The following is an 18,027-nucleotide window of genomic DNA, read 5'->3' on the forward strand; positions in this document are numbered from 1 at the left end:
TACTATGGCTAACCGAAAACGCGGTGTGTGGGCGCTGTTGGAATTGGCAGGTGCCCGCAAGGCCAGCCTGATCTGGGCTGGCATATTCAGTGCTCTCAGCAGTGTGTTGTCGTTGGCACCGTTACTTGTCATTTATCTGGTGCTATTGCGATTGGTACATAATGAGCAAGACAATGCCCTTGCCGGACTTTGGACCGTACTGTGCTGGGGGGCGCTGGCAATGGGCATGCGCTGGTTGCTGCAAGTCAGTGGCGGGATACTGGCGCATCTGGCGGCTTTTAATGTCTTGTTTGACCTGCGCCTGGCAGTAGCAAACAAACTCAGGCGCGTGCCCATGGGCTGGATCACGGCACGCAGCGCAGAATCCACCAACAAAGTATTGCGTGATGACGTGGACAGACTGGAACTATTCATTGCCCACCATCTTAATGACAGCGTTGCTGCCTTGACCTTGCCTCTGATCAGCGCCATTGTCCTGTTTTATCTGGACTGGCGCATGGCCCTGGTGACCCTGGCGACTGTGCCATTTGCAGTCGTCGTGCAGCTGCTGCTATGGAAAAAAGTACCGGAAGTCATGCGTGAATACAACGAAGTCAATGCTCGCCTGGCCAGCCAGGTAGTGCAATATGTGCAAGGCATTGCCGTCATCAAGACCTACTATCGTGGTGCAGAGAGCACCAGCAGTGCAGTTGCCTTGCATCAGGTGGTTGCCGCCTATTTTGATGTCATCGTACGCATGGTGAAACTGACAGTACCTGCCTGGTCAGCCTTTACCGTGGTGATTGGTGCCAATATGTTATGCATATTGCCGTTTGGTGGCTATTGGTATTTACAGGGTAGTTTGTCGCTGGAACTGTTTGTTCTTTGTCTGTTGCTTGGCTTGGGTATCACCCGACCGCTATTTCAACTGGCATTTTTTGGCAGCCTGATGCGCCTGATACAAGATGGCTATGGCCGGATACAGGACTTGATGGAAGCGCCTGAACTGCCAGACGCCACAGGTACCCTGGTACCAGACGACAACAGCGTAGAATTTGCCCATGTTGGCTTCGCTTATGGTGATGTGAATGTCTTGCAAGACGTCAGTTTCAAGATGGCAGCAGGCAGTTTGACTGCTATCGTTGGCCCCAGCGGCGCTGGAAAAACGACGTTGGCACAATTGCTCGTTCGCTTTTGGGATGTGCAACAAGGTGCTGTCAAGATTGGTGGCATAGATGTGCGTGAACTGCCTCTGGAAAACATGCACGCCCAGATCGCTTACGTAATGCAGGATGTCTTCCTGTTCGACGACACGGTGCTGGAAAATATACGCCTTGGCCGTGAAGATATCAGCGAAGCTCAGGTAATTGCAGCGGCAACTGCGGCGCAGGCACACGATTTCATTAGCCGCTTGCCGCAAGGCTATCAAACCGTATTGGGCGAGCGCGGTGCGCGATTGTCTGGTGGCGAAAAACAGCGACTGTCTATCGCCAGGGCATTGGTTAAGGACGCGCCTGTGATTGTCCTTGATGAAGCCACAGCATTCTCTGACCCCAACAACGAAGCACAGTTATTGCAAGCCCTGGGTGTACTGACACGTGACAAAACCGTCATGGTCATCGCCCATCGCTTGTCTACGATTATTGACGCTGACCAGATTGTGGTGCTGGATGCAGGCCGTGTCATCGCTTGTGGCAGGCATACAAAATTGCTTGAGGACTGTGTTTTGTACCGCCAGCTATGGCAATTGCAAAGCGATAGTGCTAGCTGGAAAATAAAGGCTGTATCAGGCCATGAACAACTTGCCTTGGCACATAATGCTGTAAAAGGAGCAGCATAATGCAGATGATATTTGGATTAATGCGCATTGTTAAAGGTGATACATCAGTCAATAATACTGGTCGCTTCCGTCGCAGCATCGTCTGGCGAGTGGCAGAATCACTGTTTGCCACTGTTCCCTATGTAGTCCTGTTTGCCGCGTTGAATGCCATGTTCGGTGGCTATTTCAATATGGCGCTTTTGATCAAGTTGATGCTGATACTGGTCGCCAGCCTGCTGCTGCAGTTAGTGTGCAGTGTCGCATCCAATGTGGACGGCTTTATTGGTGGTACTGGCATGATGTGTGACTTGCGTCTGCAAATTGCCGGGCATCTGCGTCGCTTGCCACTGGGGTTTTATGCACGTCGCCAGACTGGTGAATTGACGGCAGTCATGACAGAAAACCTGCTGCATATAGAAGAAGCCTTCACCCATCTGGCTGGTGAATTGTGCGGCAGATTGGCTATTGCCGGGCTGACGGGGGGATTGCTGCTCTTTATAGATTGGCGTTTGGGCTTGTTGACCATGGCGAGTGTCGCAGCAGGCTTATTACTGTTCCATCTGGTCAAGGAGACAGCAAGCATGGTCAGCCGTGCCAAAGTCTCACAAAAAGCGACAACCAATAGCCGCTTGCTCGAGTTCGTGCAAGGCATCAAGGTAATCCGTGCTTTTGGTTTGTCAGCACGAGGCTATGACAAGGTATGGAGTGCGCTGCAAAACCTGCGCGCACTGTCAATACGCGTGGAAATCATCGCAGGCATTGCCGCAATCGGTTTTTCTATCTTACTGGAAGTCGGTTTTTTACTGGTATTGGCACGCGCTTTCCAACTGAACCTGGATGGCAAACTGGCACATGCCACACTTGTCGTATTCCTGGTCATGAGTCATCGCTTTTATGCCATGATGAACGAGTCTGCCTTGTTGACCGCGCAACTGGCATTTTATGGAAAAAGCTTTGAGAGAATAGCTGCTTTGCTCAACGAAAAAAGCCTGTCTGAGCCTAATTTGGCTATCGTGCCTGACCGCCACGATATAGAATTCTGCAATGTCAGCTACAGTGCCGAAGCTGGTGCGCAGACCTTGAGAGATATCTCATTCAGTGCTCAGCCAGGCACAGTGACTGCCCTGGTAGGCCCCAGCGGTGCTGGTAAGACGACTATCGTACATTTGCTGGCCCGTTTTCATGATGTGGCAAGCGGAAAAATCCTCATCGGAGGTGTCGATATTCGTCATATGCGCCAGGATGCACTCATGGACATGCTGGCCATCGTACTGCAGGAAAGTTACCTCTTTAACGACACCATAGAAAATAATTTACGCATAGCCAGGCCAGATGCGACTCAGGAAGAGCTGGTCGCTGCCGCTCGCGCGGCCTGCTGCCATGACTTTATAACAGCACTGCCGCTATCCTATCAGACCATGGTTGGCGAGGGTGGTAGTAACCTGTCTGGTGGCGAAAGACAACGTATCTCAATTGCACGCGCCATTTTGAAGGATGCCCCCATTATTCTGCTGGATGAAGCCACTGCATCCATAGATGCCGGCAATGAACACGCAATACGGCAAGCCATGGCGGCACTGGTACGTGGCAAGACTGTGCTGATGATTGCGCACCGCTTGCAGACCATCGCTGACGCCGATCAGATACTCGTGCTGGACCAGGGCAAACTGGTAGAGCAAGGGCAGCATACTGGTTTGATGCAGCATGCTGGCTTGTACTCACGCTTCTGGGAGCAGCAGGAAAGTTGTCGCCACTGGCGTTTTCGTCAGGCGATCTGAATCTAGCAACTCTAAAAAGGTGTTTTCAGTTGAGAGAATTCACGTGGCGACATGCCAAAATGTCGCCGGAATAGTTTGGAGAAATGGCTGGGATTAGCATAGCCTGTTTGCATCACAACTTCAGTGATGCTGAGTTCTGTACAACTGAGCAAATGCGCGGCAGCCTGCATGCGTTTTTCTTGCAAATAGGCATGTACCGAATTTCCAAACAGGGCCTTGAAACCTTCCTTCAGCTTGCGCTCATTCAGGTTAGAAGCATGGGCAAGTTCTGCCAATGACCAATTGTGATCCAGTCTTGCCAGCATACATTCACGCGCGCGATCCAGTTTTTTATGGTCCCGCTTTTGCATGGCAAGTTTGTCCTGGCTTCGTGGAGTGGCCAGGATGGATAACAAGGCTTCCACCATCAACGACAATAATTCCAGTGCCTTGCTATGCAAGAAAAGCTGTTGAGTTCCTTCAGGTGTGCGCTGACGAAAAATTTGCTCGGCAATCGCCCTAATTGCTGCTGAGGCAGGGAACTGATAGAGAAAGCTGTCTTCACCAGCTGGACGCAAGCTTGCATTAGCTGCAAGCTGCTGCAACATGGTCTGGATTTGCATGCCTCTTATTTGCTCCAGTGTTTGCGCTGTAAAATGTATCTCGATAGCGCGCAGACGCTGATGTCCAGGTAGGTTGGTTTCCGAACAGCTATTGCTGGGTGAGGCAAACAGCAAAGCCTGATCTGGTGCGAAATGGATGCGCGAACGGTCAGCCAGTATGGATTCGCCGCTGCCTTCCAGAAATACACAAAGAGCCAGGCAGGGTGGTGATTCTGATTTGACGCTACGATACTGCTGCGGTGTGTAATCAATATGGGAAATCTTGACCCCGGGGCCAGTACTGATCTGTAGACGGGTTTCTTCAAACTGTGTTGACATCGGTCGCAAACCGTTCATAAACGCTCACTACAAAGTACGGTTGAACAAATGTAGCCTGTAGTAGATATCGAGATACGGGAATGTCATGCAGGCAACAAGTTTATTCTAAATGAGAATCACTATCATTGCCAAGTGTTTTTTATTGTCTTTTTGCGTATTCCGGGAGAACAGTCGCAAGTGTAATCAAGGTCATGAATAGATCTTCGTGAAGTTCAGCATACCCGGCGATGATAATGCGTATGCGGCATTTTCCCATGTGCAACCAGGCTTTGATGGCTTCTGAATCGTTACTTGCCGTAATCCATGGCGTCAACGTTGCCCGGTTGATGCCTGATGTTCCGTCGAGGGTGGACGCGGGGGCATTTTCCAGTTTGCTTAGGGCAAAGAAGGGCTCGGGAGTAGCGGATTTGTCGATGTCAGGCATAGGTTTGGTCAATTCGTTTGCTCGGCCATAAAGTGGGTCTCAGTCACGATGCACCGCCATGTTTCTCCTGCCAGGCCGCAAACTCCAGAGGTCTGAGACCAAAACGAACAGCATTGCCGGCATGCAGGGTTTTGAATTCTGCCAGCGCCAGTTCGGTAAAATGATCCTTGTCCGCTTCTGCAACCTGAGCAGGTATTTTTGCACGTACGACGATTTCTGTGGCAAATGCATCGCTGCGAACGATGGCGGCAACAAGCTCTGCCAACGCTTGGCGGTAGCGCAGGCGAAAGATATCTGGTGGAACCAGGTTTTGTTTCACGGCGACATATTGCTGACAGGAACGTTCATATGCCCATACAAAAACATCGAGCAAAAGGTCGATGCGATTAAGTTCATACACCCCAAGCATGGCATCGACATAGGCTTGCTGCGGCACATCGATAAAGGACAGAGGACACAGGTTGTGGCGGATGAAAGGAATATTGGCTGCCAGCCTTGAGACTCGTTTATTAACGTCTTCAAAGGGCTGCAGATAGGGTAGGTGGACCATCAGGAAAAATGCTTGCTCGAACGGATCTTGTATCTCCGCAGCCATCTTGATGACGATGCCAAATAATTCTTCCAGTCGCTGCGGCAAGGCGACAGGCAAATACACGCTGCCGCCTATTTCTACGGCGCGGCTACGGATACGGCCGCAAGCCGAAGGATCAGCCATTAATCCATCCGACAAGAAAGCATGCAAGGCAATAATCGTGTCCGTATTGAGTTGTGCATGCTCTGGATTGCACACCAGATATTCGATGGCCTCTTTGTGGTTCAGGATCATCTGAGTTTCAAATGCATTCTTACCTTCGGCGGCCTGGCCGAATTCGATCAGCCGTTCTGTATCGAGACGGCTGTAGGTGTTCCCTTCGAGTTGTGAAGAGGCCCATGACAGATCGATTAGCAAGCGATTCAGCACGTCACGGGCGAAAGTGCCAGCGGGGGCCTGTTCAGCTGGTGAACGTCCCAGCTTGTGTAGTTGTTCGCGCAGGCCCAGGGGGACGTAAGCTGTCAGGTTGGGGTGGTACTGTTCAAGAAATTCAAGTTTGTAGCCAACCGGTGTACGTAAGTGACGCGACTGACGCACGAAGGCTTTAATCTTTTCGCTTTCTGGAGAAGTGGGTACATACATCTCTGAAGATGCCTTGCCTGCCGTCGTGACCTGGTTGTCGTTTGATGCTTCTGGCACCATTTGGCGGCGCATATAGCGTAGTGCACGACTTCCACCGCTAGATTGGATGCGGCCTTGGTCTATGAGGAGAGCTAGCCTGCGCTGTAAGGTGCGGCGTGGAATTTGATCACTGAGGGCTTGTAAGAGGGCGTCCATGCCAATACCGTCGTCATGCAAGGAAATCAGCTCAACCAGGTGATCTAACTCTTGGGGGAGGGTGGGTTTTGGCATTTTGGGGTTGGCATAGTGCTGTTCATGCCATTATCGCGCCAAATAAAGTGGCGCGTAAATGAATTTGTGCCATTTTATGTGCCAGATTGGTGGCGCGAGATACTAAGGTCGCATACTTCTTAACTTGAAGATAACTGCAAGAAGTTCAGACGTTTACCATGATGGTAAAGTATTGCTCAAAGTGGAGCAAATTACCATCATGTCAATTTGGTCTCCCGTGATCGAGCATGCCCTCAATAACGTGCTCGTATATTCTAGCTGCGTAGCCCAACGCGATCCCACTCCCGCTCCTTTTTGAGGAAACTAAGCCGGTGATGCCATCTTGGTAATAGAGTCAAAATTCACAGTAAGGTAGCTTTTGACTTTTTGAACTTGTACTTAAAACAGGTCTGGTTCAGGTTTTGGAGCCAACTGTATATCCAGGAATTCAAGCTTCGCGAGAAGCTCATCAAAGGTGACGATGTCTACGTCCTTACACGCGTTTCGGAACACTTCAAAGCTACGCAATTTGATTGGATCTGTGGGCAAGCAACCAGCTACAACCACGCATTTAACCACGTCAGCCTTGGACAAGCGTAAGCTCGGGTCATCATTTACATGAACCATCCAGCGTTGCTTAAGCTCACTCTGCTGAAATAGTACTTGAGTAACGGCGCTAGAGAGCTCAGAGTTTGGCCCAAAGATATCCTGCCCACGGTAGGCCGTACCCTGCAATAAGACTGTTTCGGGTGTTTTGATTTCAACAATGGCGAGTGCCTGACCACATTCCCTGAACAAGAAATCGCCAATCTGAGCACCAGCACCAGTCAAGGTGGAGCCCTTCGCGTGAAATTGTGTATGAGCCAACTCGACGGGACGTGCAAAAGCCATGCTAAGTACGAATTTGTTATTCTCAAAGAATGTTTGCCAGTACCGCTCTGAGAGCTTACTGGCGAGTTTCGCCTTGAAATCTACAATCATCTTTGCGAGCGTTACCCGTTCTATCTCGGCATGCAGAATCATTAACTCTTGTGGGGCTTCGGTAATTAATTCCCCGAGATGCTCACGGACTGCTTGAACGTTGGAGCGACGTTCGACACGTTTACGTGCCGCCGCCTGCTTGCTCCCCTCAAGTCGAACTTCGACCAAGGGAGGATTCGCTCGCACTATTCGTTGGAACCTTTCGGGATCTAGTCTTGTGAGCAAGTCGTCGTGCACAATGCTTTGTTTCGTTTGACGGATAAGCTTACGACCTTTCGTCTTGACCCGATTGAAGGCGCGACGTAGATCATCGACGTCCTGAGTGCTAATGGAAACTACTCCTTCTTTAGCATGCATTTCTGGGGATTGGCTTATCACTAGGACATCCACGTCCTGGATCCGTGTTAAGCCTTGCCAGACAGCCTCCAGATCCTTGTTTAGACCTAAGCCATTGTTGGTAGAATCAAAGAGGCCCCATGCCAATCGCAAATCAATCTGCGATGCCGCAACTTCAGCGTCCTCCGCCAACTCTTTGTCGTTGTCATCGACATAGATGACCGTAGTAAACCTCCCGTTCTTTGGAGTCAAATAGCGCAGAGCATGTGGATTTACGTGGATCGGTCGCATGATGATACTGTTCGGAAATATGGTAGCTAATAAGGGCCACTCCTCTTCGGGCATTGCATGCCAAATCCTCGCGTGATTGTTGATAAGCTTGTAAGTTCGAAGGAAGAGTTTTTGTGCAGACTCTCCACCCTCTGTCGCTGCTTCCAAGCGAAAGTGTGCTCTCAGCACGTCGTCATCATTAAATGGCTGTGGCGTGATCGTAACTCCTCCTGTCCCGTTTTCCATCTGCAAATCCTCTGTCATGGTCATTATCTATGACTGGCTTACGCCGGTCTTCAAAAAGTAAGGAGACCCTCGGTGCATGGGGGACGTGTGACTTCCCCCTGATTATGTTGCTCTTTCAATGCAGCACTTCTTGAACTTCTTCCCACTGCCGCACGGGCATTGCTCGTTCCGTCCAACATGCTTCCCGGTTGCAGCTACATTTTTCAGCCGTTTCTCGCGCAGGAGTTCAGCCATCTCCACAAGTTTCGGTCGCTCGATGAATGAGATGTCGGACTGTCGGATCACTTTCCAGTCGGCGGTGTTGAGTTTCCCATCGAAGTCGAATGCAAGTTCCAAGAGGTGTCTGTCGGTTTCTCCGTGGAGTAGCATAATCGCTTTAACGTGCTTCTGGAACTCGTTGGATGCTGTTGTTCCCCATCGCTCGCTCCAAGGGACTACGGTGAGCCGTACGTTGCCGTGTGTGGAAAATGGGCGAGGTCGGGAATCGGGGATACGTTCAATTTCTTGCTGCACGTAGTCAAAAATATCCGTACGCCAATGTCCTCCTAGGTCTAGGATGTAGGCAGCAATCTCAGACCTGCCAGGTTTGCTTGATAGTGCCAAGAGATCAAGGAGCGTTGCCATGAGCGGCGGCATGTCTTGCCGTAGCGGCGATATGGCCGCAGGGTCGCCTAACCGTGCGCTGTAGAACTCGTCAATCTTTTGCCGGTATCCCAGCGCTTGGATGCGCGCTTTTGGTCCTTGCATGGCGTCCTCAAGGTGCTTGACGTAGTGATTGTGCTTCAGGTAAAGCCCGAGGTGGTCCAGTTCGTCGTCCAGTTGCACGTTGCTGGAAGCGAACGCCTCTTTGCGCTGCTCGACGAAATGGAGGAATTCGAGTGGGTTGGTGAATATATCCGCGTACACTCGGAGGTCTCCAAGGGACAGCGCCCATAAGGGTTCAGTTCCGACCTCGACTCCGATCTTGCTGACCCGCTGCGCCTGAGCCGCGATTTCGGTGAACTGGTCAAGTGTAATCGCGCACAGCGTGACCTGGCGGTAGTCACCATTGCGGATTCGAAAAATCTCATTTCCGTCCCTATTAAAGAGCGGAACCTCCTTCGCCCCGCGCAAGTACTTCAAGAATCTGCTGCCCTGCTTTGCGGGATCCGCCAGCAGCGCCTTGAGCGATTTCACGTGAGCATCGAAGTCTGTTGTCGGGTCAGTGTAGGTGAATGCGCCGGCTTTGATCTCAATGACAAAGAGGTGGTCGTCGTAAATGAGGATCCCGTCGGTTTCGCAAGTCTTGGCCTTCTTGCCGCCCTCGGCAAACGAGTAGTAGACCTCCTGGAGAATCGTTGCTCGCGGGAGGATACGGGCGAGATATTCGAATGGTAGGCGTTCAGTAACCTCCTTCCGCGTTGCGATCCATGATTGTTTCGCGGCTTCGGCCAATTGGTAGACGCGTTTTTCGATCTGGCGGAAGAAATGGTCGAATAGCGTGGTCTGGTCGAAGCAGTAGTAATTACTACCGACTTTCAGGAAAGGACGTTTGAACGTTGGCCAGATCCGTAGCGGCCAGCCCTTAAAATTGCCTTCGCTGAGAAAATCTGTTTCCTGTCCGGGCGACCAGGAGAAGTCGTTGAGCAGTTCGCTGGGGAGATTTGTTACCTTTTGCAGATCGAAGAGATCAAGACCGAAGAATTTGCCGAATACAGCATCGCGTTTCTCGGCAAGGCCGTGCTTAAGCACGGTTCTGTCCATTTGTTCCGCTAGTGTTCCTTCGCTGGCAATACCCGCCTGAATGTCATCCTCCAGCGCGTCCAGAGATTCATGCCGGAATTCGTCCATCGCTTGAATGGCCTCGCCGAATCCCATCGTAAGCGAGTGCCAGACCTTCGCAAGTTCGTTGCACAGCTGGTTTCCGTCGAGGCCGTATGCTTTCTCAATGTTTTTGCTCTGGGGAATGAGGAGCTCTCGAAGCGCAGGGATGCTGTGGGCCTGGTATCCAACGCCTGAGACGTTGCACCACATTATTTGCGCGCGGAAGCGGAATTCTTCGGCCGCTTCGCTTACTTCGGGGAGCGTGGTCCTTCGGTGAGCGCTCTCGCTGATGAAGAACCACGGATTGAGTTTCTCAAATATCGACGTCACTGCCTGGTCTAGTCGCTGCCAGGTTTCTTCGTCCATCTCTTTCTGATTCTCATCAGGAGGTGTGGCGGCGATGAGGCTCTGAACGTAGTCGATCATCCGCTGCTTGTGCACGTGTTCAGCCTTGATTTCGATCTCACTGGTTATGTCCATGTGGGCCACAGTACGCTCCCCCCAAGCCCGGTGCAGCAGGGAGAGGGGTTCTGAGGCAGCGATGACAGTCATGGCCTCCGCGATGAGCAAGTCGATCTCGCTCACAATCCTAGGATACGCCTCTGCCAAGCGCTTGTGATAATCCTTGAACTGGTCAGGCTGCCAGTTGGACTGGCCAACGGTCAGGTTCCCGAACCGAGCCATAGATATCGGACCGTGCTCGAAGAATTCGTCCGGAGCGACTTTCTTCTTTTTTGCTTTATTGGAGTTGTTCCTTTTTTTCATATCTCGCCAAATGTGCGGATTCTTATAAATGCGATCTCAATTTCGTACTGCACAATGACCAGCGATTCTTATTTCATAGTAGCTGCCAATTAGTATTTCGTAGTTGCTCCCTAATCTGATAGTTACACTGTCTTTGCATAGTCGCCAATGCAAATGTACTGCACGCGCATATAGCTGAAGCTAAGCGCATCGAATAATAGAGCATTTTGGCTCTGCAAACGATTCAACCTTCCCAACGGCTTCGTTACTTTGACGGGAATTCACTGACAGTCTTGTGCCTTAATCGATCCGACCCGTTGAACTGGACACTTTTTTTGGTCGGCAACCTTGGCAGCAAAGTCCGCGTCGCTTAACCTGCTATCCTTAAGCGCTTTGCTCATATGCCAGCGGCCGAGTTCACGATAGGCACCATAGCGGCGCGGATCGGAGTCGAGTGTCATGAGTGCCGTGCTGTCCTGAGGGAATGGATGAATTGCCTTTGCCGTCCCATGTTGCAGATGCCACTCCAGCACATAAGCGCTCAACTCGCACAGGCCCGGCTCGGCACTGTCGCATGCCGCGGGCCGTACCATGCGATGGGGTATGTCAATATACTTTTTGGTCATTTCTTCCATGTCGAGAGTCGGCTTCATAAAGTAGATTCGCGCATCGATATGCGTACCTTCATGCTCTGCACAGTCATCGAATCCATCCGAGCGGATGCAGCCCAGCAGCACTTTGTGCCGCCAAGCCGTGATGGGATATGCATGCTTGATTTCCTTACTGTTGCTTGGCGGCTGGCCTTCCGACTCTTCCATAAACGTTTGGCAATAAGCGTCGAAGCCCTCCAGGCCAGGAATTAGTAGTCTGCTTGGTTTGACAGACCCATATGGATAACGCAGCTCAACCTCGTTGCGCAGGTAGCACAGATCGGCCAGCCTGCCTTTGTCATCGCCGAGGTTGTCTGCAATGAAGATTTTATTCATTCGGGTTTCGATTAGACTGTAGGCTCCAAAACCGTCATTGTTGCCACCGTCGAGCAGGCGAATGTAGGCCGAGCGAGTGTCGTCATCGCGCTTTCCGCTTAGATAGCGCATAGTACCGTCAAGGTAGTACAAGGGGAACGGCGTTAAGGCATGCAGTACCCGCCAGCCACTGCCAACATCGCGGTTAGGAACATCGGTCCCCCAGTCCGTTGCTAGCAAGTGCTGGGTGCCAGCCAAGGCCATGCGCGCTGGCTGTCCGGTGGCGGTCTGGTTCGCATCGAAGAACGATGCCGCAGCAGTCACACCATCGAGCAGATCGATGCCTTCGCGCTCAAGGTCTAGCGCGCCATACAGGCCGGACCGTGCGGCGTAGGGCGACATCTGCAATGTGTATTTGCTGAAATCTCGCTGGCCAGCCATCGCCCAGCCCAGAAAACTACGCTTCTTGCTTGCGGTGGCATTCACGATCCAGACCGGATAGCGGTTGCCCGTCTGCTCCAGGAACCTGCGTAGTGCTGGAAACGTCATGTCTTTAATCTGCATGCGTGCTGAGGGGGCGCTTGCATCACAGTTCTTGAAATTCGTACCATCGCATATCTCTGCGATATTGGCGCGCTCGTCGGCGGCGGCGGAAGTTAGCGGGAACAGGCCATAGGTAGTGCCAATGCCTGCTCGGTACAGAGCGCGCGACGGTGACAGATTGACCGGCCAGTCGAATACGGTGCGCGCGACGAAGTTCGGCACCGATGCGCCCAGTGTCAATGCGAACAGTGCGCCGGTATGAAAAACATAATCGCTATCTCGATTGGAAAAAGAAGGGCGGCAATCACTTTCAAGTACATCCTGGCGGCACCGCACGAACTGCTGGAAGCGAAATTCATCGCGCTGCCGGGTCTGAGTGTCACACAAAGGCTGATCGGGTAAATGAGCTGCCTCGTCTGGCAGCAGCCCCTGGTAGGCTGAAGGGATGCAGTCCTTGAAATAGTCTGCAGGTTTCAATGATGGATCGTTGGTGCCCAGCATGAGCTTAGAGTAGAGGAACAGTGCTGCGTAGCCTCCACCGGAAACTGACGATATAGCGGTCATTTCTGCCAGCGCGTTCTTTTCGTCCGATGCCAGCGTTGAGAGGATACCCATAGAATAGGATGCCGCCTTCGTACCGCCACCTGCCAGTGCCAAACCTGATTTTTTGGCGTCTTCAGCACGGACACCTAGCAGTGTCATCGGTTCAACCCGAATAGTGTTCTTGACCGCGCATCCTGTTAGGCTTAGCAGGATAATATACGCAGCCATGCGGATCACATTCTTCATGCCTTTCGTCGACTTCATCGGTTTGCCTCTTTTTTCTTTAGTGAAATCATGTGACGCGCATAATTTTCAGACGCGAACTAAAGTTGTCGTTATCTGACTTTGGCGAAAATTCATATAAATAGCATTTTTCGTAAAACTCGCGCGTGGCCAGTATTTCTAAAAATGAGCAGTTGGAATCGAACGGAAATAATATTTCCAAGACTCCGATTCATGCCCTGATGGCTCAAAATATGGAAATGACATGCATTGATTATGTTTTGAATTTAATTTAAAGAAAAGAATTTTTGACAACATTTATTGAATTATTGTTAAAATTATTAATTACTTAATAGAAATTGCGTCAAGTCAACGCTAGCTTCTTAAGCTCAGTGAGAAATGACTATGTGGGTGCTGCACGAGTAAACAAGCGTAGAGCACAATCCTGCTTGGCTTGATGAGTAGGAAACGGCCGTGACTAAAGTGGCATTAAAGGTATTATTCAATGCTGGCACGATATTGACCAGATTCAAATATGGGTGATATTTAGTCGACTGAGCATCTCTCTCTACACTGTCCGACGAGGTGCGTTCTTAAGTCAGGGAGTTAGTTTACTCGGACCGGCAAATAATCAGTGCCATTGATAAATATCTTCTGTAATTTTCAAGCTGTCTTAAAACTTAAACCGACAAAATTTGTAAGCAGTGACGCAGCTAGAATAGTTCATTCGGATTTCAAAGACTTAAGATTTGAAGTGGTGTTATAACCACGTGACAGCGTTCGCCAGGAAGTGGGTGGTGGATCAAATTGCAGGGGGAATTTTGCAAGAAAACGTACGCATAAATGCCTAAAAGTACGAAATCTAAAAAATCTCATTTTATCTGACAGAAACAAAAAAAATCTCAACTATTGCGACAATCAGTCTCACGTTACGTGACAATTTTCTGTAAATCAGTGCGTTCTTTACCAATTCCAGTCTCAGCTTCCGTGGCACTTTACGCCGTTACCCTATTTATTTAGGGAGATACTTTAGAATGAGAGTAGGTGGACGTTTTAAGATGCCAATTGGCGGTCACTTTGAAAAACAGACTGGCTATCATTATGAGAGTACGCATTTGGAATCGTTGAGAATCAAAAACCATATACAGGGAGCACTGAATGCGGATACAAAAAGTCAGGGTGGAAGGATTTCGGCTTCTGGCAGATGTCGACATCATGCTGGAGGAAACTTCTACGGTGATCGTTGGCCGAAACAACAGCGGCAAGACCTCTCTGACCGATGTTTTCGATCGAATAGTAGGTGAGGCAAGCCCACGGTTTCGCCTCGAAGACTTCTCGGCAGGAATACGCCCCAGATTCGACGAAGCGCGACAGCTCCGCGCGTCTGGTTCGTCGGCAGAAGAGGTGCTTGCAGCCTTGCCAAAGATTACGGTGACGATAACGTTTCTTTACGAAGCAGATGCCTCTGATCTTGGTCCCCTCTCGCCGTTCATAATCGATCTCGACGCGGCTAGTACAACGGCTATCGCGCGTGTCGAGTATGGGCCAGCTTTGGCGACGCTTCAGAAACTGTTCGAATTTCCCGCGCCTGCAGCGGGCGCTAATGAGCGCGCACATTTTTACAAATGCTTGAAAGAGAACTTGCCGAAGGCATACTCTATCAAAGTTGCAGCGATCGATCCGACCGATCCAGAAAATCTGCGCAATTTCGAAGGCACCGCCGCTCTTTCCGCTGTATTGCAGTGCAGTCTCGTGCGCGCACAACGTACCCTTGATTCCGCAAAGAATGGCGACGCCGACGTGATAGGGAAATTGCTCGGTACATTATTCAAAACCGCGACTGCGCCAAACGCTGCCGCGACCGATCAAGACTTGACAGTCAGGCTGAAGGCGTCAGTTGAAGCGATCGAACGCGGCGTGCAAAGTGATTTCGACGAATTGCTAACAGGTCTTTTGCCGGCCTTGGAAGCGTTCGGCTTTCCGGGCCTGAACGACACAAAGCTCCGCCCAGAGACATCCCTGAACGTCGAGGCGCTGCTATCGGACCATACAAAAATCGTATATGCCGGAACTGACGGGGTGCATCTTCCGGAAGGTTATAACGGATTGGGGACCCGCAACCTTATCTATATGCTCTTGCAGCTAGAGAGCTATCACAAGGCGTATCGTGCAAGAGCTACGCGTCCTGGCATTCACCTGATTTTCATCGAAGAGCCAGAAGCCCATTTGCATCCGCAAATGCAAGAGGTATTCATCAAGCAGCTTAATGAAGCGGCGGCGAAACTTTCGGAAAAATATCCCAATGAGCCGACATGGAAAGTACAATTCGTCATCTCGACGCATTCCGCCCATTTGGCAAACGCGGCGAAGTTCGACGCGATACGTTACTTCCTGAATGAGCAGCCGACCGCTGGTGGCCCACGACGGACCAAAGTGAAGGACTTCAGACGTGGAGCCGCAACGATTAGTCCACAAGATCAAGAATTCCTACATCAATATATGACGTTGACGAAGTGTGACTTGTATTTTGCCGACAAAGCAATCTTGATCGAAGGCGTAACTGAGCGCATCCTGATGCCTCGCCTACGTGAAATTGTAGATTCAGGTCTTGAAGACGCGAAAAAGCTTACACGCCAATACATTACGGTCGTCGAAGTTGGTGGCGCCTACGCCCATTTGTTCTATCCGCTGCTAGATTTTCTGGAGCTTCGAACGCTCGTCATAACAGATCTTGATACCGTCCACCAGGTGCCCAAGACAAACCGAAACGGCTCGCAAGTGAACAAGTGGGAGAAATGCCCTGTAGCGGAAGGTCAAAGCACTTCAAATGCCGCCATTCGGGAATGGTTCAGGCCAAATGGAGAGACGGCAGATGGGGAGCAGCAGAATGTGCCTGCACCTCATCTTACTCCCCAGGCGCTTGCGGCGAAGACAAACGAAGAAAAGGCGAATGGCGTCAGGCGTATCGCGTATCAAGTGCCTGAAGATCCAGATAACGCTATTTGTGCTCGCAGTTTCGAAGACGCCTTAATTCTGGCAAATCCTGGCCGCTTTACATGGGAAGGGGAGCCGCGCGATGCAGCCGCGGCGTGGGAAATAGCTGCTAATTTATCTAAGGCAGAGACGGCATTGCGATTCGCAATTCGTGAACAAAATTGGAATGTGCCTCGTTATATCAAAGAGGGCTTGATTTGGCTTGCAGAGCCACCGCCACCGCCGGCAGTTGCGCCTGCCGTTGATGCACCCGTACAGCAAGATTCTACCCCTGGAACTGAGGTGACGAATTGATAAGAACCACCCCAAATCCGGCATTGATTGCCGCTCAGCAAGCACAGGTTAGGGTTGATGCCTGCCTCGATGCCGGACTTAGCTTTCGACTTGAAGCTGGCGCAGGGGCTGGCAAAACATACTCGCTTGTAGCGGCGCTCAAGCGACTCATCGCGGAAAATGGCACTGGGATGTTGCAAGCGGGTCAGAAAGTTGCCTGTATCACATTCACCGAAGTTGCCCGAGACGAGATCAGGCGAGAAATCGGAGAGCATCCGGCAATCCTTGTTGATACTATTCACGCTTTTTCGTGGGCCTTCCTTGCACAATTTCAGAAGGCTCTACGCGGCCTAGTGACTGAATTTTCCCAGCAACAGGATAAAATCGAAGCTGGCGGCGGCATCGGCAACAAACCGGTCGAATACAATTTCGGGTTTTTCGGTGTTGACGAGAACAAAATTACCCTCGGTCATGATGATATCCCGTCGTTCATGGCGAAGTTACTTTCGCAGCAAAAATTTCGTGCACTGCTCAAGCAGCAATTTCCGGTCATCTTCATCGACGAATATCAAGACACCGACAAAAATTTTATGACGGCGATCTTGGAACATTTTTTGCAAACTGGCGAAGGGCCACAGATCGGCCTGTTCGGGGATCATTGGCAAACGATTTATCGTGGCGAATACGAATTAGTGGCGTTTCCCATCGAAGCTATCGACAAAGGAGCAAATTTCCGTTCTGTTCCCGCGATCGTCAAAGTGTTAAACAAGCTCCGCCCGGAGCTTGAACAAGCTGTTCACGATCCTGACGCAGAAGGGGAGGCTAGATTCTTTCATACCAACTCTCATCGAGGCGATCGGACGAATACGACGCATTCGAAACACGACATGCTGCCCGATGCATCCCGCAAAATGCGCGAAGCATTGATCCAACGGTTGACTTCCGAAGGTTGGGATTTCAGCAAAACCAAGATTTTGATGCTCACCCACAACGCACTGGCGGCGGAACAAGGGTATCCGTCGATCGCAAGCATCTACGAGCGCAACGAGGCATTTGCAAAGAAAGAGGATGTAACGATAAGATTTTTTGCAGAAATTCTGGAACCGATGTGTACTGCGTACGCTGCCGGTAAATATGGTGACATGTTTCGCCTTTTTGGAAGCGCGCCAGCAATCAGATCACATGGCGACAAGCTTAACTGGCGAGAAAGCATGGATGCGCTGAACTACTTGCGCCTGAATTGCACCGTAGGAGAGGTTCTCGATCACCTCAAGCAAACCAGACGACCGCAGCTGCCTGATACGGTCATGCGACGCGAAGATGCACTTACGGCCTTGAATGGGGCACGCATACCCGAGGAGTCGACTGGTTTATTTCGATACAACAGGCTTCGCCAAGTGCCATATGCAGAAGTGATTCAACTCGTCAAATTCGTCGAGGGATACACGCCCTTCGCAACTCAACATAGTGTAAAAGGTGCCGAATTTGAAAACGTGCTTGTAGTCCTGGGCGGGGGATGGAATCACTACAACTGGCCTCAATTGCTGGAACTTTTGCACACACGGGCGGTGACAGCGAGCAACACTAAAGGCTACCATCGAGCTAGGAATTTATTATATGTATCGATTTCTCGACCAATGAAGCGCCTTGCAGTCTTGGCAACGCAGATAATGCCAGCCCCAGCGCTGAGCGCCGCCGCGTACCTCTTCGGAACGGAGAATGTTGAGGATATCGGTTAGTCCAATTTGTGCGGCAACATTTCCC

10 protein-coding genes are annotated in these 18,027 nt (G+C 50.9%); 4 read left to right on the forward strand and 6 right to left on the reverse strand.

Annotated features, from left to right (window positions below):
- Positions 1–4 precede the first annotated feature (4 nt).
- Together H8L47_RS25435 and H8L47_RS25440 are read left to right on the forward strand one after the other, a co-directional pair.
- Positions 5–1,819, forward strand: coding sequence for an ABC transporter ATP-binding protein (locus H8L47_RS25435; RefSeq protein ID WP_230413906.1), 1,815 nt, complete (start codon positions 5–7; stop codon positions 1,817–1,819).
- Positions 1,819–3,576, forward strand: coding sequence for an ABC transporter ATP-binding protein (locus H8L47_RS25440; protein WP_230413907.1), 1,758 nt, complete (start codon positions 1,819–1,821; stop codon positions 3,574–3,576). The genes H8L47_RS25435 and H8L47_RS25440 overlap by 1 nt, the downstream gene beginning before the upstream one ends.
- Before the next feature lie 11 nt (positions 3,577–3,587).
- Here H8L47_RS25440 and H8L47_RS25445 read toward each other — a convergent pair whose 3' ends face one another.
- The 6 genes from H8L47_RS25445 to H8L47_RS25470 all read right to left on the reverse strand — a co-directional run bounded on the left by H8L47_RS25445 (position 3,588) and on the right by H8L47_RS25470 (position 13,038).
- The gene (locus H8L47_RS25445; RefSeq protein WP_162062165.1) at positions 3,588–4,514 is read right to left on the reverse strand and encodes an AraC family transcriptional regulator; all 927 of its coding nucleotides are present in this window, start codon (positions 4,512–4,514) and stop codon (positions 3,588–3,590) included.
- Between the two features lie 121 nt (positions 4,515–4,635).
- Complete coding sequence (locus H8L47_RS25450; protein ID WP_186956509.1) at positions 4,636–4,932, reverse strand: hypothetical protein; 297 nt, start codon at positions 4,930–4,932, stop codon at positions 4,636–4,638.
- 31 nt (positions 4,933–4,963) lie between these two features.
- Positions 4,964–6,364: a Fic family protein gene (locus H8L47_RS25455; RefSeq protein WP_186956511.1), complete on the reverse strand. Its 1,401-nt coding sequence runs from the start codon at positions 6,362–6,364 to the stop codon at positions 4,964–4,966.
- 378 nt (positions 6,365–6,742) lie between these two features.
- Positions 6,743–8,200, reverse strand: a complete 1,458-nt coding sequence (locus H8L47_RS25460) for a Shedu immune nuclease family protein (protein ID WP_222616681.1) — start codon at positions 8,198–8,200, stop codon at positions 6,743–6,745.
- Between the two features lie 78 nt (positions 8,201–8,278).
- Positions 8,279–10,744 (reverse strand): YecA family protein, encoded by a 2,466-nt coding sequence (locus H8L47_RS29945; RefSeq protein ID WP_186956515.1) that lies wholly within the window; start codon positions 10,742–10,744, stop codon positions 8,279–8,281.
- 260 nt (positions 10,745–11,004) lie between these two features.
- Positions 11,005–13,038, reverse strand: a complete 2,034-nt coding sequence (locus H8L47_RS25470) for a hypothetical protein (RefSeq protein ID WP_186956517.1) — start codon at positions 13,036–13,038, stop codon at positions 11,005–11,007.
- Positions 13,039–14,154: 1,116 nt separating this feature from the next.
- Between H8L47_RS25470 and H8L47_RS25475 the strand changes: the two genes are divergently transcribed.
- Together H8L47_RS25475 and H8L47_RS25480 are read left to right on the forward strand one after the other, a co-directional pair.
- Positions 14,155–16,284 carry an ATP-dependent nuclease gene (locus H8L47_RS25475; RefSeq protein WP_186956519.1) on the forward strand — a complete coding sequence of 710 codons (2,130 nt, stop codon included), beginning with the start codon at positions 14,155–14,157 and terminating at the stop codon, positions 16,282–16,284.
- Positions 16,281–18,002: a UvrD-helicase domain-containing protein gene (locus tag H8L47_RS25480; RefSeq protein ID WP_222616682.1), complete on the forward strand. Its 1,722-nt coding sequence runs from the start codon at positions 16,281–16,283 to the stop codon at positions 18,000–18,002. Before H8L47_RS25475 ends, H8L47_RS25480 begins: the two co-directional genes overlap by 4 nt.
- Positions 18,003–18,027 lie beyond the last annotated feature (25 nt).

The organism is Undibacterium umbellatum, from assembly GCF_014284125.1.
GTDB lineage: Bacteria > Pseudomonadota > Gammaproteobacteria > Burkholderiales > Burkholderiaceae_D > Undibacterium > Undibacterium umbellatum.